Here is a 21,609-nt window from a genome sequence, read left to right on the forward strand (position 1 = left end):
TCGTTTTCTTTTCTTGTGCCGCATTGCCCGGGCGGCCGGTTTTTTCTGCAGCCGATGTGGGAACGACTAAAATTCCGGGTTCACATTGACTACCCTCAAGGGACCATACATGAGCGATATCGAAGCACGCGTTAAGAAAATCATTGCAGAGCAGCTGGGCGTTGAAGAGTCCCAGGTGACCAATGAGAAGTCCTTCGTGACAGATCTGGGCGCTGATTCTCTGGACACCGTGGAATTGGTCATGGCGCTGGAAGACGAGTTCGAAATCGAGATTCCGGACGAGGACGCTGAGAAGATCACCACCGTTCAAGCCGCCATCGACTACGCCAATTCCCACCACAAGGCCTGATCCGGGCTTTCGCTTGGCAAGCACAGCGCGCCGCCTGCCCGGGCGCCTTTTCTTTGGCTTGACGCGGGCAGGGTTGCGCTTACACCGTTGAAGGATCTCACCGCATGAGTCGACGCAGAGTCGTTGTCACTGGGCTGGGCTGTGTCAGCCCGGTGGGCAACACGGTCCCGCAAGCGTGGGCCAATATCCTGGCCGGCAAATCGGGCATCGGCCCCATCACCAAGTTCGACGTCTCGGACTTCGCCGCCAAAATCGCCGGGGAAGTTCGCGATCTGGACATCAGCCCCTACATCAATGCCAAAGAAGCCCGCACGATGGATACCTTTATCCATTACGGCATCGTGGCAGCACACCAGGCCTATGCCGATGCGGGCTTGCCAGTGGGCGAAGCGCTCAGCGATGCGCAGGCCGAGCGCTTCGGGGCCGTCATTGGCTCGGGCATCGGCGGCTTGCCGCTGATCGAGGCCAACCACGGCGACTTCATGACCCGCGGGGCGCGGCGCATTTCTCCATTCTTCGTGCCCTCCACCATCATCAATCTGGTGGCGGGCCAGGTTTCCATCCGGCTCGGTCTCAAGGGCCCGAACCTGTCGCTGGTCACGGCATGCACCACGGGCCTGCACTGCATTGGCGATGCGGCCCGACTGATCGAGTATGGCGACGCGGACGTGATGCTGGCCGGCGGCGCGGAGTCCACCGTTTGCCCGCTGGGCATTGGCGGTTTTGCCGCGATGAAGGCGCTGTCCACGCGCAATGACGATCCGCAGGCTGCTTCACGGCCCTGGGACAAGGATCGCGATGGCTTCGTGCTGGGCGAAGGCGCAGGCATTCTGGTGCTGGAAGAGTACGAGCATGCCAAGGCGCGCGGCGCGCGCATCTATGCCGAAGTGGCCGGTTTTGGCATGAGCGCCGACGCCAGCCACATCACCGCCCCCAACATCGATGGGCCGCGCCGCGCCATGCTCAATGCCTTGCGCAACGCCGGCGTCAACCTCGACGAGGTGGACTACCTCAATGCCCATGGCACCTCCACGCCCCTGGGTGATGTCAATGAGAGCAATGCCATCAAGGCGGCCTTCGGTGACCATGCGCACAAGCTCGTGGTCAGCTCCACCAAGTCCATGACGGGCCATTTGCTCGGCGGCGCCGGGGGGCTGGAGAGCGTCTTTACCGTGATGGCGCTGCACGATCAGAAAATCCCGCCCACCATCAACTTGCACAACCCCGATCCCGAGTGCGATCTGGACTACTGCGCCAATACTGCGCGGGATGCCAAGCTGAATGTGGCCGTCAAGAACAACTTCGGTTTTGGCGGCACCAATGGCACTTTGGTGTTCAAGCGGGTCTAAGAGCAGGCCCAAAGTCTCTGCTCGGTAGTTTGCCAAGCGGATTGGGGCGGTCTGCAGCGTTCAAAGCCTTGCCATAGCCACAGCTATGGCTGCGCCTTGTGCCTTGCAGCTCCTCCCAAACCACTTATTGCCCACTCACGCCGAGACTTTGAACAGGCTTTAAGACTCAGCAGGTACCGCGCGTCTGCGTGGTGACCGTGGTCTGTGTGGTGTGGATAGGCCATCCCCCATGCGCTACGCCCCTCACAGCCTTCATTACCCCGTCACTCGCAGCGCGAGGGCGGGGTTTTTCGTCTTGGTCGCCTGCAGTATGGCCTTGCTGCCGCCGCTGCTCTGGAGCCTGTACGCTGGCTGGCAGGGCCCGCCACAGGCTTTGGCGATTGGCCTGTTGCTGATGGCAGCCTCGCTGGCCTGCAGCGTCCTGGCCTGGCGGCACTGGCAGCGCAGTGCGCAAGGCATGCTGCTTTGGGATGGCGCGGCATGGCATTGGGCCGCAGGTCAACAGCAAATTCTTGAGTCTGGCGGCTCGGCCAGCGCCGCTGATGCGCAGGCTGGGCTGGATCTTGAAATCGTTTGGGATGGGCAGCACTTCATGCTTTTGCGGCAAGGCACCGCCGCATGGCTACAGGCCCCAGGCAGGCCAGATGGCAGCGCCGCGCCTCGCTGGTTATGGATCGAGCAGGCGCAGGCTCCTGCGCTGTGGGGCGATGTGCGGCGCACGCTATACCATTGGCAGCGCCTGCGCCCTTACTCTGGGGCCAGGCACTGAACTTCCTGGCGCCTGGCGCATCGCAGCAGATCGCCTGTAAGCTTGCGATGAGACATTGAGCAACATGCTCTCCATGCCCGGCAGGCGCCCGTTTTCTTTTTCCATCCCGCATGACAGACACGCCCCCGGCACCCCGTGAAGCCTCCAGCGATTGGCAACTGGTCGAGCGCACCCTGGCTGGCGATCAACGCAGTTTTGAGTTGCTGGTGCTCAAATACCAGCGTCGCATTGAACGGCTCATCGGCCGCATGGTGCGTGACCCTGGACTGATCGAAGACATTGCCCAGGAAACCTTTATCCGCGCCTACCGTGCGCTGCACCAATTTCGCGGTGATGCTCAGTTCTACACCTGGCTGTACCGCATTGCCATCAACACCGCCAAGAAAACCCTGGCCGATCAGCGACGCAATCCGGCCATCAGTGAAAGCGCGTTGCGTCAGCGCGATGATGAAGAGGAAACTTCTGCTCCGCTGTGGGAACCAAGCACTGCGGAGACGCCCGAAACCATCATGGCCGCCAAGGAAGTTGCGGCGGCCGTCAATGCAGCCATGGAAGGTCTGTCCGACGATTTGCGTCAGGCCATCACACTGCGCGAAATCGACGGCCTGAGCTATGAGGACATCGCACAGGCCATGAATTGCCCCATTGGCACCGTGCGTTCGCGCATCTTCCGCGCCCGTGAAGCCATTGCCAGCAAAGTCAAGCCATTGCTGGAAAACCGCAGCGGCAAGCGCTGGTAGCACTCCGCAGCGCCTTGCCCCATTTGCCCCAAACCATAGCGCCTCAAAACCCAATCAATGCCTTTGTCCTCTCCAGCAGGTAATGCCCATGACTGCCCCTAGCCCTTCTCCTACCCGCGCTGCGAACGGTGGCGCACAGCCTGCCAGCGCTGCGCCAGAGACAGTGCGTGAATGGCTCTCGGCTCTGGTCGATGGTGAGCTGCAGGCCCAGCAGTGCAACCAGCTCATGCAGCACATTGATGCCCAGTGCCGCACGCATGGCGATAGCGGCTTGCCCGAGCCCTTGCTGGCTTGGCAGCAATACCAGCTCATCGGCCAATGCCTGCGCAGGCCGGCCGAGCCAGCAGCGCCTGCCAGTGATGCGGCGGTCTTTTTGCAGCGTCTGCGCGTGCGCTTGGCCGAGCAGACCCCTGAGGCCTTGACGCGCGCTGCAGCGCAGCAGGCATCTCAGGCTGTCGTGCCCGGGCAGCCTGGTATCCAGGCGCTGCAGCCCACTGCGGGCGAAGCGCCGCAAGAGGCCGCCAATGCCGCCGTGCTGCGCTGGAAAGTCGCTGCTGGCCTGGCCTCGGTGGCGGCCGTGGCCGCCATGGGCTGGCATGGTTTTTCGCTGCTTTCCGGCCCAGGCCAAGGTGGTCAGCAACTGGCCAGTGTGCCGGCGCAACGCCAAGAGGCCGCGCCAGCCAGCTCGTTGACCACCGCCACTGTTGGCGCCATTGGTGCTGCGCCGTCAGCGCTGGATCAAGGTGTGCTGATCCGCGATCCGCAACTCGACGAACTGCTCAATCGCCACTACGCCAATACCCCCCAGGCGCTGCAACAGCCGGCCCCGTTTCTGCGCAATGCCAGCTTGGCGGGGCGAAGCACGCCATAGGGTGAACAGGCCGCCAAGGGGGCTGTGCGTTCATTTCTCGGCAACGTGTTTAGTAAGCCCCAGTGAAGCTCGACAGGCCCGGCATGCGCCGGGCCTACTCTTTTGTACGCTGCAAGCTCGTGTGCGGTGTGATTGCGTGCGGCGTGCATGTCAACAGTGAGGGCAGGCTTTTGTGTTTCGCTGGAGCTCGTGGCCGCTTTCAGTTTTTCACTGCACCCCAGCGCCGCACTTTTTTTCACCCGCCGGCTGGAACCAAATGCCCTGGGCAGCTTCACAGACATGGCCGCAGGGCCAGGTAATCCATAAAAGGCTGGCCCCGGATTTTTTCCTGCAGCACCACAAGAGGTCGAATCCACCATGCACCACTCCCATCACACCGTTTCCACTACCTCCGCCGCCCAGGCCGCAGTACCGCCGCAGCGCCGTGCGCACCGCGTGGCTGGCGCCGTGGCAACGCTGCTGCTGGCAGCCAGCGGCGCTTTGGCGCTGCACACCAGCCCCAGCCGGGCCGAGCAACTGGCCGCGCCAGCGATCGCCATGCCCGCACCCGTGGTCAGCGGCCTGCCCGATTTCACACAGCTGGTCGAGCGCGTGGGGCCCTCGGTGGTCAATATCCGCACCACTGCCCGCGTGCCAATGCGCGGCCTGCGCGGCGGCCTGCCCGGCATGGACGAAGACATGATGGAATTCTTCCGCCAGTTCGGCCTGCCCGTGCCTGGCATGCCGCCCCAGCGCCGCGGCCCACGCGGCGGCGAACCCGAATCAAGGACCGTGCCCAACGGTGTTGGCTCGGGCTTCATCATCAGCGGCGATGGCTACATCCTCACCAATCACCACGTTGTGGAGGGCTCGGAAGATGTCATCGTCACCCTCACCGACCAACGCGAATTCAAGGCCAAGGTCATAGGCTCCGATGAGCGCACCGACGTGGCCCTGATCAAGATCGAAGCGCACAACCTGCCTACAGTGCGCATTGGCAACGTTGAGCAGCTCAAAGTCGGCGAGTGGGTCATGGCCATTGGCTCGCCCTTCGGGCTGGAAAACAGCGTCACCGCCGGCATCGTCAGCGCCAAGCAGCGCGACACCGGCAGCTACCTGCCCTTCATCCAGACCGACGTGGCCGTCAACCCCGGCAACTCCGGCGGGCCGCTGCTGAACATGCGCGGCGAAGTCGTGGGCATCAATAGCCAGATCTACTCGCGCTCGGGCGGCTTCATGGGCATCTCCTTTGCCATCCCCATCGACGAGGCCATGCAGGTGAGCGAGCAGCTCAAAGGCAGCGGCCGCGTTGTGCGCGGGCGCATCGGCGTGCGCATCGGCCCGGTCAGCGCCGAGGTGGCCGAATCCCTCGGGCTGGAGCGGCGCAACGCCGGTGCCCTGGTCTCGGCCGTGGAGCCCGACTCGCCAGCGGCCAGCGCTGGCCTGCAGGCTGGCGACATCATCACCCACTTCAACGGCAAAGCCATTGACAGCGTCTCCGACCTGCCGCGCTTGGTCGGCAGCACCGCCCCCGGCAGCCAAAGCACGCTGCAAATCTTCCGCCACGGCAAGACCCAGCAGCTGGCCATCACCGTGGGCGAAACCCCTGCCAGCGCCAACGAAGCGGGCAGCCCGCGCAGCGGCGGCGCATCGCAGCAAGAACAGGCCAAGGCCAACGCCTTTGGCCTGGCCGCCCAGGACTTGAGCGAGGCTGAGAAGAAAAACCTCGGCGTGCGCGGCGGCGTGCGCATCAGCGCCGTCAGCGGCGCTGCCGCACAAGCCGGCATCGAGGTGGGCGATGTGGTGCTGGCCATCGGCCAGACCGAAGTGCTCAACCGCCAGGACTTTGACGCCGCACTGCGCAAGGCCGATGCCAAGCGCCCCATCAGCGTGCTCATCCGCCGTGATGACTGGGCTCAATACGTGCTCATCCGCCCACAGGGCTGAAGCCCATACCAGCAGCCGCCCAACGGCGGGCGGCTGTAGCAAAAAGCGCACGTCCCATGGCCGGGAAGTGCGCTTTTTTGTTCTGCGAAGCCTTGCGCCATGGCCTACGAGCTTGACACCTGTGCGAAGGCATGGTGGACTGAAAATCCGTGCCCCAAATTCATGGCCGTCAATTGTCGCAATGCAACTCAATTCTTGTTGTGGCGGGATGTTCTGGTAGATAAATGAATTTTGTTCGAGTGTTTGATTTATGTTTAATAAAGAGATCGAGGCTTTGTGGAAATATAACCATAAGGGTGTTTGTTTTGCGAATGGAGGATTTGGGACAATAGATAATAGATTGGCGATGAAATACTATCTGAAAGCTGCATGCGCTGGATATGTTGAGTCCTTGTGGAATGCGGGCAGCATGTTGATCGAAGGAGAGGAGTTGGTCGAAGCTGAACCGGCTCTTGGTATGTTGCTGATCAGGCTGGCTGCCGATAGATTTCAGACAAGTGCATGCCTTTATATTTCCCGTTGCTATGAGCTGGGACGGTTTGGATTGCCTTTGAATCCTGATTTGGCAAAATATTGGACTTGTGCGGCTTATAAGATAGAGAGATTCGAGCCGGTAAGTGATGCTGCCGAGCTGGAGCTGGTCCGCTCTTACCCTTTGGTAAAGCAATTTCTCTCTTTAGCTGATTCGTGAATTTGTGCATGCTGGTTGACTCTTGGTTTGCCTCCAGGTGTCATTTGAGTGTATGAATTGAGCGCTCCCATTGAAGCGGCAGCGATGGTTTGATGATGCCCCGTCTTGATCCCCGCCATGTTCAATCTTTTCGCCCTTTTGTACGATCCATCGGATTGCATCGACAATGACTCGCTCATGCATGACCTGGAGCAGAAGTTTCCGTGGATCGGGCAATACGCCGTTTGCACCGAGCAGCTGGATTTTCCGGATGTGACGTTGGTGGTGCTGGAAAAAGAGGGCTGGCGGGTGGAGTTTGAAATCCGCGAGCAGGACTCGATGACGCTCAGCCTGGGGGCGCTGCAAAAAATCCTGAAGAAGAAAGCCGCCTTGCCCGAGAACTTTCTCTCCTACAACAAGGAGTTGGCCATTGGTTTTGGCGATGATCCGGATCGCCGGTTTACCGACGAGATCATCCAGATCGGAGAATTCGTGCGCGAAAACTATCCGGGCGTGGTCATTTATGACCAGTACAACGAAGACGTTTGGTGAGCAGACCCTAAAAAGCCCAGCTTCAATCAAAGCTGGGCTTTTGTTTGGGCGGCTGGGCTTTGCTGACCGCGCCGCCTTGCGTCGCTGTGATGCTGTGCCACTGGGGGGGGGCCGGGTGCGGCCTCAGGTCTGTGGCGACTGCTGTGCGGCCTGGGTTTGGCAATGTTGTTGAGCGTAGGCCAGGTACCAGTCCAGGCATTCCGGGTTGGCCATGGCTTCGCGGTGGATGACTTTTTCAGCTGGCTGGCCCAGCAGCAGTTTTTTGATGGGCAGTTCCTGTTTTTTGCCGCTGAGGGTGCGCGGCACTTGCGCCACCTGCACGATGGCGTCGGGCACGAAGCGCGGTGAAAGGGCCTGGCGGATGGCCTGGGCGATGCGTTGGCGCAGCGCTTCGTCCAGCTCCAGGCCGGGGCGCAGCACGACGAACAGTGGCATGTGGCTGGGTCGACCCAGGTATTCGAGGTCGACGACCAGCGAGTCCAGCACTTCGGGCAGGGCTTCGACGGCGCTGTAGAGCTCGCTGGTGCCCATGCGCAGGCCGTGGCGGTTGATGGTGGCATCGGAGCGGCCGTAGATGACGCAGCTGCCATCGGCGCCGATGCTGATCCAGTCGCCGTGGCGCCAGACGGAGCCGGCCTGTGGCGGCAGGTCGCCGCCGTGGGGGTTGCGGCCCTTGCCGGCGGGGTAGGTGTCGAAGTAGCTGTGGTGGTAGCGGCTGCCGTCGGCGTCGTTCCACAGGTACAGCGGCATGGAGGGGATGGGCTGGGTGCAGACCAGCTCGCCAACCTGGTCGATGACGGCCTGGCCGGCTTCGTCCCAGGCCTGCACCGCTGCGCCCAGCATGCGGCATTGCAGCCGGCCTGGGGTTTGCGGCAGGTCGCGGTGGCTGCCCAGGAAGGCGCCGGCAAAGTCGGTGCCGCCTGAGACGTTGCACCACCATATGCCTTGGCCGTTCTCGCCGGCTACGCCGGCCTCGCGCATGAAGGCGGTGCCCCAGTTCTGCACCTCTTCGCTCAGCGGCGAGCCGGTGCTGCCCAGGGCGCGGATGCGGCGCAGGTCGCCGCATTGCTGCGGCTTCAGGCCGGCCTTGGCGCACAGGCCGTAGAAGGCCGCGCCAACGCCGAAGAAGGTGACCTGGTGGCGCGCGGCAAAGCGCCAGAGCACGCCCATGTCCGGCTGCTCGCGCGGGCCGCTGGGGCTGCCGTCGTAGATCACCAATGTGGTGCCGCGCAGCAGCCCGGCGACCTGGGCGTTCCACATCACCCAGCCGGTGGAGCTGTACCAGTGGTAGCGCTCGCCAAAGCTGTTGGGCGCGTAGCTGCAGCCCAGGTCGTTGTGCAGCGCGCCCAATTGCAGCTGCACCAGCATCATGCCGCCGTGGCCATGCACGATGGGTTTGGGCAGGCCGGTGGTGCCGCTGGAGTAGACGATCCACAGCGGGTGGTCGAAGGGCAGCCAGCGCGGCGCAAAGTCGCGCACGGCTGCATCGTCGCGCGCGGTGAGCTCGGCGAAGTTGGCATAGCCCGCCCATTGCACGTCGGCATCGAGGTTGCCCACGACGATGGCGTGGCGCACGCTGGGCAGTGCGGCGCGCAGTTGCTCGCTGATCTGCCAGCGTTCGAGCTGTTTGCCGCCGTAGACCACGCCGTCCACGGTCAGCAGCAGCACGGGCTCGATCTGCCGAAAGCGGTCCAGCACGGCGTTGACGCCCATGTCCGGCGCGCACACGCTCCAGATGGCGCCAATGCTGGCCGTGGCCATGAAGGCGACGATGGTTTGCGCGATGTTGGGCAGGTAGGCGGCCACGCGGTCGCCCGGCTGAACGCCCAGCGCCTGCATGTGCAGCGCCAGCGCTGCCACCTGGCGGCGCAGCTCGGGCCAGCTCAGCGTGGTGACCTGGCCCAGTTCGTTGTCGGCAATGATGGCCGGCAGCCCGGCGGCGTGGGCTGGCTGCACGTGGCGCAGCATCTGCTGCACCATGTTGACCTGCGCGCCTTCGAACCAGCGCGCGCCGGGCATGACGTTCTCGGCCAGCACCCGCTGGTGCGGCGTGGGCGATTGCACGTCGAAGTAGTCCCAGATGCTTTGCCAGAAGGCTTCGAGCTCGCTGGTGGACCAGCGCCACAGCGCGTCGTAGTCGTCAAAGTGCAGGCCGTGGCGCTGCGCCAGCCAGGCCTGATAGCGGCGCAGCTCGGGCACGTAAGGGGCGGTGTCGGGGGCAGAGGATGGGGTGGTATGGCTCATGGCGGCGCAGCGTAATCGCAGTGGCTCCGGGCGGCCGTCGCCAACGCGATCGCTTTCGGGGGTGTGAACAGGGCTTATAAATCAGGGTTTTCACCCATGGGCGGCGCATCCCTGTCGCCAGCCCTGTTCATGATGTTTTGATGGAGAACCCCGTGCCAGCCTTTGATCGCATCCAATGTCCCGCCTTGCACAGCAAGATCATGTCGGCCCAGCAGGCCGCCGAGCTGATCCCCGAGGGGGCCAATGTGGGTATGAGCGGCTTTACCGGCTCGGGCGCGCCCAAGGCCGTGCCGCTGGCGCTGGCCGAGCGCATCGAGCGGCTCTATGCCCAGGGCAAGAACTTCAAGATCGACCTGTGGACTGGCGCTTCCACGGCGCCGGAGATCGACGGCGCGCTGGCCAAGGTCAACGGCATCCACACGCGCTTGCCCTACCAGTCCGACCCGATCGGGCGCAAGCGCATCAATGAGGGCAGCATCCAGTACATCGACATGCACCTCTCGCACGTCGCGCAGTACGTTTGGTTTGGCTTTTTCGGCAAGCTCGACGTGGCGGTGATCGAGGTCGCCGGCATTCTGCCAGATGGCCGGCTGATCCCTTCGACCTCGGTGGGCAACAACAAGACCTGGCTGGATCTGGCCGACCTGGTCATCCTGGAGGTCAACGAATACCAGCCGCTGGCGCTGGCGGGCATGCACGACATCTACTACGGCACCCAGGTGCCGCCCAATCGCGTGCCCATTCCGCTGCTGCACCCGCAGGACCGCATCGGCGAGCAATACCTGCGCTGCGACCCGAACAAGGTCATTGCCGTGGTGCCGACCAACAAGTCCGACCGCAGCTCGGCTTTCAAGCCTGCCGATGCGGCCTCGCAGCAGATTGCCGGGCATTTGATCGAGTTTTTCAAGCATGAGGTCAAGCTCGGCCGCCTGCCCAAGAACCTGCTGCCGCTGCAATCGGGCGTGGGCAACATCGCCAATGCCGTGCTGGCCGGCCTGAACGATGGCCCGTTCGAGCAGCTGACGGCCTACACCGAGGTGCTGCAGGACGGCATGCTGCACATGCTGCGTTCGGGCAAGCTGGTGCACGCCTCGGCCACGGCGCTGTCGCTCAGCCCTGAGGGCGAGCGCGAGTTCGTCGACCATATCGACTTCTACCGCGACAAGATCGTGCTGCGCCCGCAGGAGATGAGCAACCACCCCGAGCTGATCCGCCGCCTGGGCGTGATTGCCATGAACGCCATGATCGAGGCCGACATCTACGGCAACGTCAACTCCACGCACGTCTATGGCTCGTCGATCATGAACGGCATTGGCGGCTCGGGCGACTTTGCGCGCAACGCCTATCTGTCGATCTTCATGGCCAACGCCACGGCCAAGGGCGGCGAGCTCTCGTGCATCGTGCCAGCCGTCTCGCACGTGGACCACACCGAGCACGACGTGCAAATCCTGGTGACTGAGTGCGGCCTGGCCGACCTGCGCGGCCTTTCGCCCAAAGAGCGCGCCCAGGCCATCATCGGCCACTGCGCCGCGCCCGATTACCAGCCGCTGCTGCAGGACTACTTCGACCGCGCGCTGCATGGCAGCGTTGGCAAGCACACGCCGATGCTGCTGGACGAGGCGCTGTCCTGGCATGCGCGCGCCAGCCGCACCGGCAGCATGAAGCCGGCCCAGGCAGAGCAGTCGCCCCAGTCCTCGCAATCGAGCCAGACCGCGCAGCCGGCCTGATGCGCGGCGGGGCTGGCCGGCGTCGGTCTTGCTGGTGCGCCGGCCAGAGACGGCAGCTTACTGCGTCACGCAGGCAAAGCTCTCGGCGCGGTCTGCATCGCCTTGGCCCTTGTAGCGCGGCCAGCTGGGGTACTCGCACATCGGGCGGGTGCGGCCGGGCTTGCCCACCGTGTCTGTGACGATCTCCGCGCTGGGGGCCTGGCCCTGGGTGACCCAGCGATCGAGCGCGCCCAGCGCATCCCAGCTGGCATTGAAGGTGGTGCTGGCCGCATGGCCGTAGCCAGGCACCTCGTAGTAGCGTGCAAAGCGCCGCACGGTCTCGGCGCCCATGGTGGTCTGCAGGCGCTGGTAGTACTGCGCTGTGGCGCGGGTGCTGACCAGCACGTCGGCGCTGCCGTGGGCCATGAGCAGCTTGCCGCCCTTGCGCTCGAAGGCGCTCAGGTCGGTGCTATTGACGTCTTGCAGCCGCATCAGGGCATTGATGCGCTCGGCCCAGGGGCCGGGGTTTTGCGGATCCAGCGAGAGGGAGTCAAACCCGGCATCGCGCGTGACGAAGTGGCGCACCCACTGGTCCCAGAACACCGCCCAATACGGCGCTGTCAGTGGTGCAGGGCTGGCCGGGGGCGTGGTGTTCATGGCCAGCAGATTGACCACTGGCTGCACCGGGCTGCTGCCCTCCTCGCCCAGCTCCGAGCCCCAGATGTTGAAGCCCGGATATTGGGTCTCGCCGCTGCCTTGCGGCGTGGCAAAGGCGGTAAAGGAGATCGGGCTGTCGTAGACCTTCAGCGCAGCGATCATGGCGTCCGAGAGGCAGTCATCGCTCTCATTGCCGCCCGAGGCGCAGCGCAGCGGCTGGCCCTGGTACTGCGCCGTGGCCGGGTCGAAGGCCGCATTGCAGGCTGCCACGTGGCTGATGATGCCGTCCTCCAGGCCATCGAGGTCATCGCACTGGGCCAGGGCCGCCAGGCGCAGGCGCTTGCGCTGCGCCAGGCTGGGGTAGGCATCTGGCTGGGCAAAGGCGCGGCTGATGCGGCCGAACTGCAAATCCAGGCTGGCCGCATTCCAGGCCGGGTACCAGGCCACGACGCCATCCCAGTCGGCCGGCCATTTCTGCGCCACGGCCAGCGCCTCGCGCCCGCCGGTGGAGCCGCCGATGAAATAGCGCTGCGTGGGCGCGCGGCCATAAAAGCCGGTGAGCAGCGCATTGGCCGTGTCGCTGACCTTCTTCAGCGCCGCGTAGGAGAAGTTCTCCAACGCCGCATCATTGACGCCAAAACTGCCGTCGCGGCTACCGGCGGCGTTGGCGCGGTGGCCTGAATCGCTGGCAAAGACGGCATAGCCCTTTTCCAGCAGCGGGAACGGGCCTTGATCCGCAGGTGCGGCCGAGTAGCTGTGCAGATTGGGGATCGTGCCGTTGTAGCCCCCTCCGCCAAGCATTACGACCTTGCCATTCCATTGCTTGGGCAGCAGCAGCGCCATGTGGATGTCCGGGTCGCCGGCCCGCGCCGCTGCAATGTGCACTTTGGCCTGCACGGCCGCAGGCGGTTGCACGCCGCGCACCGGGGTTGGCGTATCCACGGCCACCACCTGTGCGCCCGAAGTGGGCATGCCAATCTGCGCGGCAGGCACGCTGGCGCTGGCCAGCTGTTGTACGGCGCGCTCGAAATCAAAGGCAGCGGGCGGAGGCAAGGCGTCGCCGTCACTGCCGCCACCGCAGGCGGCCAGCGTCAGCGCCAGCAGCCCGGCCAGCATGCTGTGTGGCCAGGGCGCGCCAGTGCGGGATGCAGAAAAGCGGCGGTGCGGCGCACGCCGCAAGCGGATGGGCGTCATGGGTGTCTCCTGAGCTGAAAGGCCAGACAGGCTCGGGGCCAAACGGCCTCGAAAGGGCTGGCGGGGCTGGCGCATACAGGCCAGCATGGGCGGCCCATTATGGGGACTGCTCAGAGCTGATCGGGCCGTTGTGGGCCAGGGGTTTTCCCGTGGTTGGGCGGCGGGCGCAGCAAGGCCTTGTGCCCAGGTTGTGTGCTCAGCCCTTGGAGTCGGGCAACAGGCAGGCTTCGAGCACTTGTAGGTCGTTGTCGCGGGCGAAGTTCATCACGAAGCTCCAGGCCATGGGCTCGTGCTCGCGCAAGGCGGTGTTGACGACCACGCAGCGCGTGCCGTCCAGCACCGTGGGCACGCACCAAGGGGAGTAGACCAGGTGGCTGCTGCGCGGCGAGCCCGGCGGGCGAAACTGGCTCATGACGCCTGCCAGGCGTTCGGACCAATCGCTGGGGCGGAAGGTCCGGCCATCCTTGGTTTTCCCCAGGATGAAGATTTCTCGTGCAGAAGGCGTCGCGTCGCTGGACATGGAGAGGGCGTGCGGGGGCAGTGCGCTGGCGGCAATCTGGATCCGCAGGCGGGTTGGGAGACAAGGCGGCGATTCTACTGACTCGGGCTCAGGTCGGCAGGGCGCGCCGCCCATGGCCCCAGGCCGGCGTGTGCAAGCGCTTGAACAGGCGCTTTGAACAGCCACTCAGTGCGCCAGCCGGCGCACGATTTGCGCCACCAGCTCGGTCTGCATGTCCTTGAACAGCAGCTCCTGCTCGGCCTCCTTGGACAGGGCCTGGGATTCGTCGTAGCTCAGTTCGCGCGTTTGCAGCAGCTCCACGACTTGGGCGCCCTGGGCCGGTGCGCTGGCCTGCAGGCCGTCGCCATCGCGCAGGCGGTAGAGCACGCGCAGCCGCAGCTGCATTTCGCGCACGGCGCCGCTTGAGGTCTGGCTGACGATGGCGCGCTCGTGCTGCTCCTGCAGCAGCTCGAACACCCGCTCGGCCAGGGCCGGGTCGCTGGGCGTGCGCAGCACGGTCAGGCCCGCGCCTTCGAGTGTGCGCTGCAATTGGCGCGCCAGCGGCGAGGCCTCGGGCGCATGCAGGAACACAGATTTGAACGGGTACTTGGCCGAGCCGCGCAGCGCAAAGCCGCAGCCGCCCAGGCTGGCGGCTGCGGTGGCCGCGGCGGCGGCGCTCATGGTCAGGAATCGGCGGCGTTGCATGGGGGCTCCTCGGGTGACCTGGGGATGGGGGTGGATGGACGCGGGGCGCATCACACCACAACGTTCACCAGCTTCTTGGGCACGACGATGATCTTCTTGGGCGCAGCGCCCGCGGCCTGGCGCGCAAAGGCCTCGCTGGCCAGTGCGGCGGCCTCGATGGCGGCCTTGTCGGCGCTGGCCGGCACGGTGATGCTGCCGCGCAGCTTGCCATTGATTTGCAGCATGTATTCGATCTCGTCCTGCTCCAGCGCGGCGGCATCGGCCTTGGGCCAGGGGGCGTCGAGCAAGTCGCCCAGCGCCTTGGCATAACCCAGCGCCTGCCACAGCGCGTGGGCGATGTGCGGCGTGGCCGGGTAGAGCACGCGCAGCAGGATGCCGAAACCCTCGGCCAGCGCAACATCGTCAGCGGCTGCGCTGGCATTGCCTGCATCGCCTTTGAAGGCCTCCAGCGCATTGAGCATCTTCATCGCGCCGGAGACAACGGTGTTGTACTGCATGCGCTGGTAGTCGAAATCGACCTGGCCCAGCACGCTGTGGATTTCGTGGCGCAGGGCCTTGGCGGCTTTGCCGAAATCGGCTTGCGGCGCGCTTTGGGCAGCCCCTTGAGCGGGCAGGGCGGCGATGGCGGCCGTCACGCCAGCCATGCCGTGCAGCTTGAAGCCGAAGTTCCACACCCGGCGCAAAAAGCGGTAGCTGCCTTCCACGGCGGAGTCGTTCCACTCCAGCGTCAGCTCGGGCGGCGCGGTGAACATGGTGTACAGGCGTGCGGTGTCGGCGCCGTACTGGGTGATGAGGTCTTGCGGGTCCACGCCGTTGTTTTTGGACTTGCTCATCGTGCCCACGCCTTCGTAGTCGATGGGCGTGCCTGCGGGCAGCGGGCCGTCGGCGCTGTCCACCGCGTTTTTCAGCTTGGCGCCGATGACCTTGCCGGCGTCGTCGAGCACATGCTCCACGTCCTTGGGCCAGAAGTATTCCTTGGCGCCCTTGGCAGTGCGGCGGCTGTAGATGTGGTTGAGCACCATGCCTTGTGTGAGCAGGCGGGTGAAGGGCTCGTCGATCTTCACCAGGCCCAGGTCGCGCATCACTTTGGTCCAGAAGCGCGCGTACAGCAGGTGCAGGATGGCGTGCTCGATGCCGCCAATGTACTGGTCCATCGGCATCCAGTGCTGCGTGCCTTCGGCCACCATGTGCTCGGCATTGTGCGGGTCGCAGTAGCGCATGAAGTACCAGGACGAATCGACGAAGGTGTCCATGGTGTCCGTCTCGCGCCGTGCGGGCGCGCCGCATTTGGGGCAGGTCACGCCCGCGTGGAAGGCCTGGCTTTTCACCAGCGGGTTGCCGCTGCCATCGGGCACCAGGTCTTCGGGTAGGCGCACGGGCAGGTCTTGCTCGGGCACGGGCTGCGGGCCGCAGTGCTCGCAGTGGATGATCGGAATGGGCGTGCCCCAGTAGCGCTGGCGGCTGATGCCCCAGTCGCGCAGGCGCCAAGTGGTTTTTTTCTCGCCCAGGCCTTTTTCGGCCAGCTCGGCGGCCACGGTGTTCACGGCGCTGGCGTAGTTCATGCCGTCCAGATGGCCGGAGTTGACGCACACGCCGTGCTCTTTGTCGCCATACCACTCTTGCCACTGGCTGGCGTCGTAGGTGGCATCGCCTACTTGCACCACTTGCTGGATGGGCAGGCCGTATTTCTGCGCAAAGGCAAAGTCGCGCTCGTCGTGGCCGGGCACGCCCATCACGGCGCCGTCGCCATAGCTCATCAGCACGTAGTTGCCCACCCACACGGGCAGGGCTTGGCCGGTGAGCGGGTGCGTCACCGTCAGGCCCGTATCCATGCCCTCTTTTTCCTTCAGCGCCAGCTCGGCCTCGGTCGTGCCGCCCTGCTGGCATTTTTCGATGAAGGCGGCCAGCGCCGGGTTGCCGTGCGCGGCGTGGCTGGCCAGCGGGTGCTCGGGCGCCACGGCGCAGAAGGTCACGCCCATGATGGTGTCGGCACGGGTGGTGAAGACGTACATGCGCCCATCGCCAATCAGCGCGCCGCTGTCGTCTTTGACGTTGTGCGTGAAGGCAAAGCGCAGGCCCTCGCTCTTGCCGATCCAGTTCTCTTGCATCAGGCGCACGCGGTCGGGCCAGCCGGTGAGCGTGGCCTTGGGGTTGCCCATTTGCACATGGTCGAGCAGCTCTTGCGCGTAGTCGGTGATCTTGAGGTAGTAGCCGGGGATTTCGCGCTTTTCCACCAGCGCGCCGGTGCGCCAGCCGCGCCCGTCAATCACCTGCTCGTTGGCCAGCACGGTCTGGTCCACAGGATCCCAGTTCACCACCTGGGTCTTGCGGTAGGCGATGCCCTTTTCCAGCATCTTCAAAAACAGCCACTGGTTCCAGCGGTAGTAATCGGGGTCGCAGGTGGCGATCTCGCGGCTCCAGTCAATCGCCAGGCCCATGGCCTGCATCTGGCCCTTCATGTAGGCGATGTTCTCGTAGGTCCACTTCGCCGGAGGCACCTTGTTCTTGAGCGCGGCGTTCTCGGCCGGCAGGCCAAACGCATCCCAGCCCATGGGCATGAGCACGTTGTGGCCCTGCATGCGCAAGCTGCGCGTGAGCATGTCGTTGATGGTGTAGTTGCGCACGTGCCCCATGTGCAGCTTGCCGCTGGGGTAGGGCAGCATGGAGCAGGCGTAGTACTTGGGTTTGCCCGCGTCTTCGCGCACGCGGTAGGCGTCTTGTGCACGCCAGTGGGCCTGTGCGGCGGCTTCGACCGTCGCGGGATCGTATTTTTCTTGCATGGGATGGACCGGGGAAAAAGCAGCGCGCCCCAGTTGAGGGGCGCATCCGCCGCACATTGCCTGGCGCCCAAATTGGGCGTGAGCCAAGCATGGGGGCAATGTCGTGGCAACACGCCATTTTATCGGCGCTGTACATGCCCCCGGCCAGCGCGCGGCAGCCCATGCCGCAACCGCAAAGTGCCGAGGCTGTGCGGTGATTTTTGAGAATGGCGTGCAGCAGGTGCGATTACCCGGCCTCGCAGCCGGCCTGCATGGCCGCCTGCAACGCGGCCTGGCCCTTGGCAAAGGTCTGGGCCAGCGCGGCGGCACAGCCGCCGGGCAATGAGGGCGCGGGTTGTTTGAGGGCTTCGTCCAGCGCGCTGGCCTGCTGGCCCAGGGCCTGCAGGCCAAAGGAGCCGGCCGTGCCGCTGAGTTTGTGGGTCGCGGCGCGGGCCTGGGCCCAGTCCTGCTGTTGTACGGCGTGGTCGAATTGTTCGATGAGCTGTGCGGTCTGTCGCAGGAATTGTTCCGCCAGACCTTGCGCGCGCGCCGAGCCCAGCGCCTGGCACAGCTCATGCCAGACGGAGGGCAGGAAGGGGGGCGGGATAGGCGCCGCTGGCTGCGGTGATGGTTGCGGTGGCGTTGCAGGGGCAGGACGCGCTGCTGGCGGCGGCAGCGCCGCAGGCGCGGTGCTGGCGTCGATGAGCGCGCGGCGGGTCGTGTCGGTGCCGTCGCTGGCGGGCAGGATGTCCCAGCGCTCCAGCATGTGCCACAGCCGCTCTTCAACCAATGGTTTTTCGATGAAGTCGTTCATGCCGCTGGCCAGTGCGGCCTTGCGCTCCTGGGTGCCGTGGTAGGCCGAGAGGGCGAAGATGGGGGTGCGTTTGCCCTGGGGCAGCTCGCGTATGGCGCGCGCGGCGCTGTAGCCGTCCATGATGGGCATTTGCAGGTCCATCAGCACGGCGTGGTAGGGCAGGGGGCTTTGGGCGATGGCCTGCACGGCGGCCTGGCCGTTGTCGGCCAGGTCCACAGCGATGGGGATGCGCACATGGCTTTGCAGGAAGGCCTGGGCGATGTCGCGATTGAGCGCGTTGTCATCCACCACCAGAATGCGCAGCGGCGCAGGTTCGGCGGGTTCGTCGTGGCTGTGCGGGGCATGGGCGTCTGTGGCCTGAGCCTGTGTGGCTGGTGCAGCGGCCATCCGGCTCTGGCTGGGCGCGGCCGGTATCGGGGCTGCGCTGGCAGCTGGCGGTTGGGCGCGCGCGGGCGGTGGGGCCTCTGCAGTGGCGGAGGGTTCGACGAATTGCCGAATGCCTGGACGGGGCTTGGGGCTGGGCGTGGGAAGTGGCGGCAGTGCGGAAGCCTTTTCCCAGACGGCTTTGTAGAGCACAGCGGCGCTCAGCGGCTTGTAAACGATGCGGGCAACGCCCAGCGCCTCCAGCGGGGCGGGCAGCTCGCCGAAATCCTTGGGTGCGGCCAGCCAGATTTTGCCCAGCTGTCGCCGCCAGGCGCTGGCCTGTTTGAGCAGGGTGAATGCGTCGCCATCGATCAGGCGTGCAGCGATGATGCTCAGATCGAAAGATGGGGCGGCGGGGGCGCCCGCCTCGCCGCTCGTCTGTAGGGCGGCCAGTGCTTGTGCTCCCGAGCCGAATGCCAGCACCTCGCAGTTGAAGTGGTGGCGCAGCACGTTGCAGAGCACTTCGCGCGCGAACTGATGGCTCTCCAGCACCAGCACGCGCTGGCCTTGCAGCCAGTTGTTCTGCCGCTTGGCCTGCTCGCGTTCATCCACGCGCTCGAGATTTTTGAGCACCTGGGCGCTGAACCAGAACATGCTGCCCGAGCCAGGGTGGCTGTGCAGCCCGGTCTGCCCGCCCAGCAGCTGTGCCAGCTGGTTGGAGATGGCCAGCCCCAGTCCGGTGCCGCCATAGCGGCGGGTGATGGAGGCATCGGCCTGGCGGAAGGCCTGGAACAGGTTTTGCTGCTCTTCCTGGGCAATGCCAATGCCGGTGTCGTGCACCTCGAACATCAGCGTCAGCGAGTGCGAATCCTGGTTGGCCAACTGCTTGGCACGGATGGAGACCTCTCCTGCGGGCGTGAACTTGATGGCGTTGGCCACGAAGTTGATGAGGATCTGGCGGATGCGATAGGGGTCGCCGATGAGCTGGTCGGTCAGCGTGTGCGGGATGTCGATCCAGAACTCCAGGCCCTTTTCCGCCGCGCGCGGCGCCAGCAGGTCAGCCACATCGGCCACCAGCCGCTGCAGCGAGAAGGGGGTTTGCTCGATGGTGAGCTGCCCGCTCTCGATCTTGGAAAGATCCAGCGCATCGTTGATGATGCCCAGCAGGTGCTGGCCTGCGCTGAGCACTTGTTCCAGGCGCTCGCGCTGTGCGGCATCCAGGCGGCCCTTGAGGGTCAGCTGCGTCATGCCCAGGATGCCGTTGAGCGGCGTGCGGATTTCATGGCTCATCACGGCCAGCATGTGCGCCTTGCTCTCGGCCATGTGTTCGGCCTCATGGCGAGCCTGGGCCAGTGCGCGCTCCTGCGCCATGTGCTCGGTCACATCCAGCCAGACCCCGTTGACCCAACGCGAGCCATTGGCTTGCAAGGTCGTGTTGGCCAGGGTGCGCACCCATTGCTCGTCGTCGAACAAGGCGATGCGCGTGTCGTAGGAGAAGGCATCGGTGGCCTGGGGCTGTTGCATGATGCGTGCGCCCAGGCTGCGTGTCAGCGCCAGAGGTACAGCGTGATCGCTGGTGGGCAGCGCGTGCTCTGCAGCCAGCGCGATTTCGTCCAAGCCATCCTGCTGCTTGCTGCTGTGCTGGCCGAAGAAGGTGGCGGCCTTGGGGCTGACGAAATGGCAAATGCGGGTGCCGTCGGCCAGATACTCGTACTGAAAAATCACGCCAGGGATGGTTTTGGCCAACTCAAGCAATTGCTGCGACACGCGCATGCCCATGGTCTGGTGTGCCACCTCCTGGGCCAACCGATCGCTTTCGGTAAGCAGCCGCAAGACAGTTCCCAGCGCTGGGCGCAGCTGGGGAGAAATGTCCTGCAGCAGTGTGGGGCCGATCTGCCTGGCCTTCTCGTAATGCTGCTGAGCATAGGCGTGCAGCAACTGCCTCAATGCGGTGCTGGGGCGGTACAAATGGCGGTAGATGAACCAGGCCAGCCAGGTGACAAACAACACGGCGCACAACAGGTTGAGCTGGTACCAGATGCTCAGGTAGCGGCTGGTTTTTGTTAGCGCATGGGTGGAAACGTCGCGCAAATCCTGATTGAGCATGATCTGTGCGGTGCGCAAATCATTGCCAATGGCCACGGCCTGCTGCTGCAGGCTGTAGAGTGCGTCCATTGCCGTGTGGCCGCTGGAAGGCGCATCGGTTGTTTGCGCTGCAATCCAGTCTTTTGCCAGAGCATGGTTGGCCAGCGCGCGTTGCTGGCTTTGCATGAGCAACGGTTGCGTTGTTGATGCCTCTGGCAGCAACCGAAGCAGATCTTCTAGTGCCCAAACCAGCTCATTGCTGTAGTACGGCAGCGGCGTGGCTCCTGGCGGGTGGGGTACGGCCGCTGGCGCATCAATGATCGACTTGATTGGCTGCGTCTGGCGCAGCAGCTCTGCGTTCAGATCGCGCGCGTGCTGCAGCTGTTCAAGAGCCTGGCGCAGCTGCCAGTTCTGTTGCGCCGCGGCATGGTGCTCACGGCCCAGGCGCTGGGACAAGACCACCGTAAGAGAAACCACAACGCCCAATGCCAGCGCCACGCCCAGCACCAGCCTGCGTGCAGGCGAATGCAGGCGAGGCGCTTTGTAAGCCGCGCCAGCAGCAGGGCTGGAGGGTGGCGAAGGGGGCCTGGGGGCGGAGGTCATGGCAAAGCAAGCGAGATGAACAGGGCAAGGCCTTGAAGAAATCCTCTTTTTGCAGAGCGGCGCAGCCCAGATGACAGCAGCCCGCCATCGTAAAGGAAGGCCTGCGCCAATCACAGCGCCGTGTACCCCTGCAGATTGGAGCGGCCAGCCTCGTTGTGTGTAAAGTGCACGCAAAAAAGTTTGTTGCCAGAAATTTTGTGCTATAGTGCAACGTTTCGGAGGGATGGCCGAGTGGTTAAAGGCAGCAGACTGTAAATCTGCCCTCTTACGAGTACGCTGGTTCGAATCCAGCTCCCTCCACCAGCAGGCTTTTGCTTGGATTGGTGTTTCGAGAATTTGGGCTGTGCGGGAGTAGTTCAATGGTAGAACCCCAGCCTTCCAAGCTGATGACGCGGGTTCGATTCCCGTCTCCCGCTCCAAAGCGCGCGCCGTTCGTTGCTCAGCGTTTTGGTGAGTAGTTCAAGCCCTGGTTGTTTGATTTCAAAGTGCCCATGTGGCTCAGTGGTAGAGCACTCCCTTGGTAAGGGAGAGGTCGCGGGTCCGATTCCCGCCATGGGCACCAATTCGCCGCTTGCAGTGGCGCTTTGTTGTTTTGTCTCTGGCAATTCATTTCTTTCGAGGTTTGAGAAATGGCAAAAGGTAAGTTTGAGCGCACCAAGCCCCACGTGAACGTGGGCACGATTGGTCACGTGGACCATGGCAAGACGACGCTGACTGCAGCGATCGCCACCGTGCTGTCCAAGAAGTTTGGCGG

General features: G+C 64.4%; 16 protein-coding genes and 3 tRNA genes. 13 read left to right on the top strand and 6 right to left on the bottom strand.

Annotated features, from left to right (window positions below; all coding sequences use genetic code 11):
* The first annotated feature begins 109 nt into the window (after positions 1-109).
* From acpP to CK620_RS13305, 8 genes are all read left to right on the top strand, one after another.
* Positions 110-349, top strand: coding sequence for an acyl carrier protein (gene acpP / locus CK620_RS13275; RefSeq protein ID WP_095540350.1), 240 nt, complete (start codon positions 110-112; stop codon positions 347-349).
* Positions 350-453: 104 nt separating this feature from the next.
* The gene (gene fabF / locus CK620_RS13280) at positions 454-1,698 is read left to right on the top strand and encodes a beta-ketoacyl-ACP synthase II (RefSeq protein ID WP_095543265.1); all 1,245 of its coding nucleotides are present in this window, start codon (positions 454-456) and stop codon (positions 1,696-1,698) included.
* A gap of 310 nt (positions 1,699-2,008) precedes the next feature.
* Positions 2,009-2,467 (top strand): hypothetical protein, encoded by a 459-nt coding sequence (locus CK620_RS13285; RefSeq protein ID WP_095550708.1) that lies wholly within the window; start codon positions 2,009-2,011, stop codon positions 2,465-2,467.
* Positions 2,468-2,577: 110 nt separating this feature from the next.
* Complete coding sequence (gene rpoE / locus CK620_RS13290; protein WP_095550709.1) at positions 2,578-3,207, top strand: RNA polymerase sigma factor RpoE; 630 nt, start codon at positions 2,578-2,580, stop codon at positions 3,205-3,207.
* A gap of 88 nt (positions 3,208-3,295) precedes the next feature.
* Positions 3,296-4,078: a sigma-E factor negative regulatory protein gene (locus tag CK620_RS13295; RefSeq protein ID WP_179290663.1), complete on the top strand. Its 783-nt coding sequence runs from the start codon at positions 3,296-3,298 to the stop codon at positions 4,076-4,078.
* Positions 4,079-4,435: 357 nt separating this feature from the next.
* Positions 4,436-6,004: a DegQ family serine endoprotease gene (locus CK620_RS13300; protein ID WP_095550711.1), complete on the top strand. Its 1,569-nt coding sequence runs from the start codon at positions 4,436-4,438 to the stop codon at positions 6,002-6,004.
* 250 nt (positions 6,005-6,254) lie between these two features.
* Positions 6,255-6,695, top strand: coding sequence for a tetratricopeptide repeat protein (locus tag CK620_RS13940; RefSeq protein WP_143326105.1), 441 nt, complete (start codon positions 6,255-6,257; stop codon positions 6,693-6,695).
* 177 nt (positions 6,696-6,872) lie between these two features.
* On the top strand, positions 6,873-7,226 hold the full coding sequence (locus CK620_RS13305; protein ID WP_143326106.1) for a hypothetical protein: 354 nt from the start codon (positions 6,873-6,875) through the stop codon (positions 7,224-7,226).
* A 123-nt stretch (positions 7,227-7,349) separates the two neighbouring features.
* On the opposite strand, the gene CK620_RS13310 is transcribed toward CK620_RS13305, so the two are convergent.
* On the bottom strand, positions 7,350-9,470 hold the full coding sequence (locus tag CK620_RS13310; RefSeq protein ID WP_095550712.1) for an acetoacetate--CoA ligase: 2,121 nt from the start codon (positions 9,468-9,470) through the stop codon (positions 7,350-7,352).
* A 200-nt stretch (positions 9,471-9,670) separates the two neighbouring features.
* On the opposite strand from CK620_RS13310, the gene CK620_RS13315 reads away from it, so the two are divergent.
* Positions 9,671-11,197 carry an acetyl-CoA hydrolase/transferase family protein gene (locus CK620_RS13315; RefSeq protein WP_420823130.1) on the top strand — a complete coding sequence of 509 codons (1,527 nt, stop codon included), beginning with the start codon at positions 9,671-9,673 and terminating at the stop codon, positions 11,195-11,197.
* A 57-nt stretch (positions 11,198-11,254) separates the two neighbouring features.
* Here CK620_RS13315 and CK620_RS13320 read toward each other — a convergent pair whose 3' ends face one another.
* From CK620_RS13320 to CK620_RS13340, 5 genes are all read right to left on the bottom strand, one after another.
* Entirely contained in the window at positions 11,255-12,949 is a 1,695-nt protein-coding gene (locus CK620_RS13320) for a tannase/feruloyl esterase family alpha/beta hydrolase (RefSeq protein WP_095550726.1), read from the bottom strand.
* 274 nt (positions 12,950-13,223) lie between these two features.
* Positions 13,224-13,547: a DUF3579 domain-containing protein gene (locus CK620_RS13325; RefSeq protein WP_095550713.1), complete on the bottom strand. Its 324-nt coding sequence runs from the start codon at positions 13,545-13,547 to the stop codon at positions 13,224-13,226.
* A 165-nt stretch (positions 13,548-13,712) separates the two neighbouring features.
* Positions 13,713-14,231, bottom strand: coding sequence for an LPS-assembly lipoprotein LptE (locus CK620_RS13330; protein ID WP_095550714.1), 519 nt, complete (start codon positions 14,229-14,231; stop codon positions 13,713-13,715).
* Positions 14,232-14,281: 50 nt separating this feature from the next.
* Entirely contained in the window at positions 14,282-17,068 is a 2,787-nt protein-coding gene (gene leuS / locus CK620_RS13335; RefSeq protein WP_420894230.1) for a leucine--tRNA ligase, read from the bottom strand.
* Positions 17,069-17,237: 169 nt separating this feature from the next.
* Entirely contained in the window at positions 17,238-20,855 is a 3,618-nt protein-coding gene (locus tag CK620_RS13340; protein WP_095550716.1) for a hybrid sensor histidine kinase/response regulator, read from the bottom strand.
* 217 nt (positions 20,856-21,072) lie between these two features.
* Between CK620_RS13340 and CK620_RS13345 the strand changes: the two genes are divergently transcribed.
* From CK620_RS13345 to CK620_RS13360, 4 genes are all read left to right on the top strand, one after another.
* A tRNA-Tyr gene (locus CK620_RS13345) sits at positions 21,073-21,158 on the top strand.
* 42 nt (positions 21,159-21,200) lie between these two features.
* Positions 21,201-21,274 (top strand) — tRNA-Gly (locus tag CK620_RS13350).
* Positions 21,275-21,342: 68 nt separating this feature from the next.
* Positions 21,343-21,417, top strand: a tRNA-Thr gene (locus CK620_RS13355).
* Positions 21,418-21,484: 67 nt separating this feature from the next.
* The coding region (locus CK620_RS13360; protein WP_229427325.1) for a GTP-binding protein at positions 21,485-21,609 on the top strand (125 nt) is incomplete at its 3' end.

This window comes from Vandammella animalimorsus (genome assembly GCF_002285285.1).
Lineage (GTDB): Bacteria > Pseudomonadota > Gammaproteobacteria > Burkholderiales > Burkholderiaceae_C > Lampropedia > Lampropedia animalimorsus.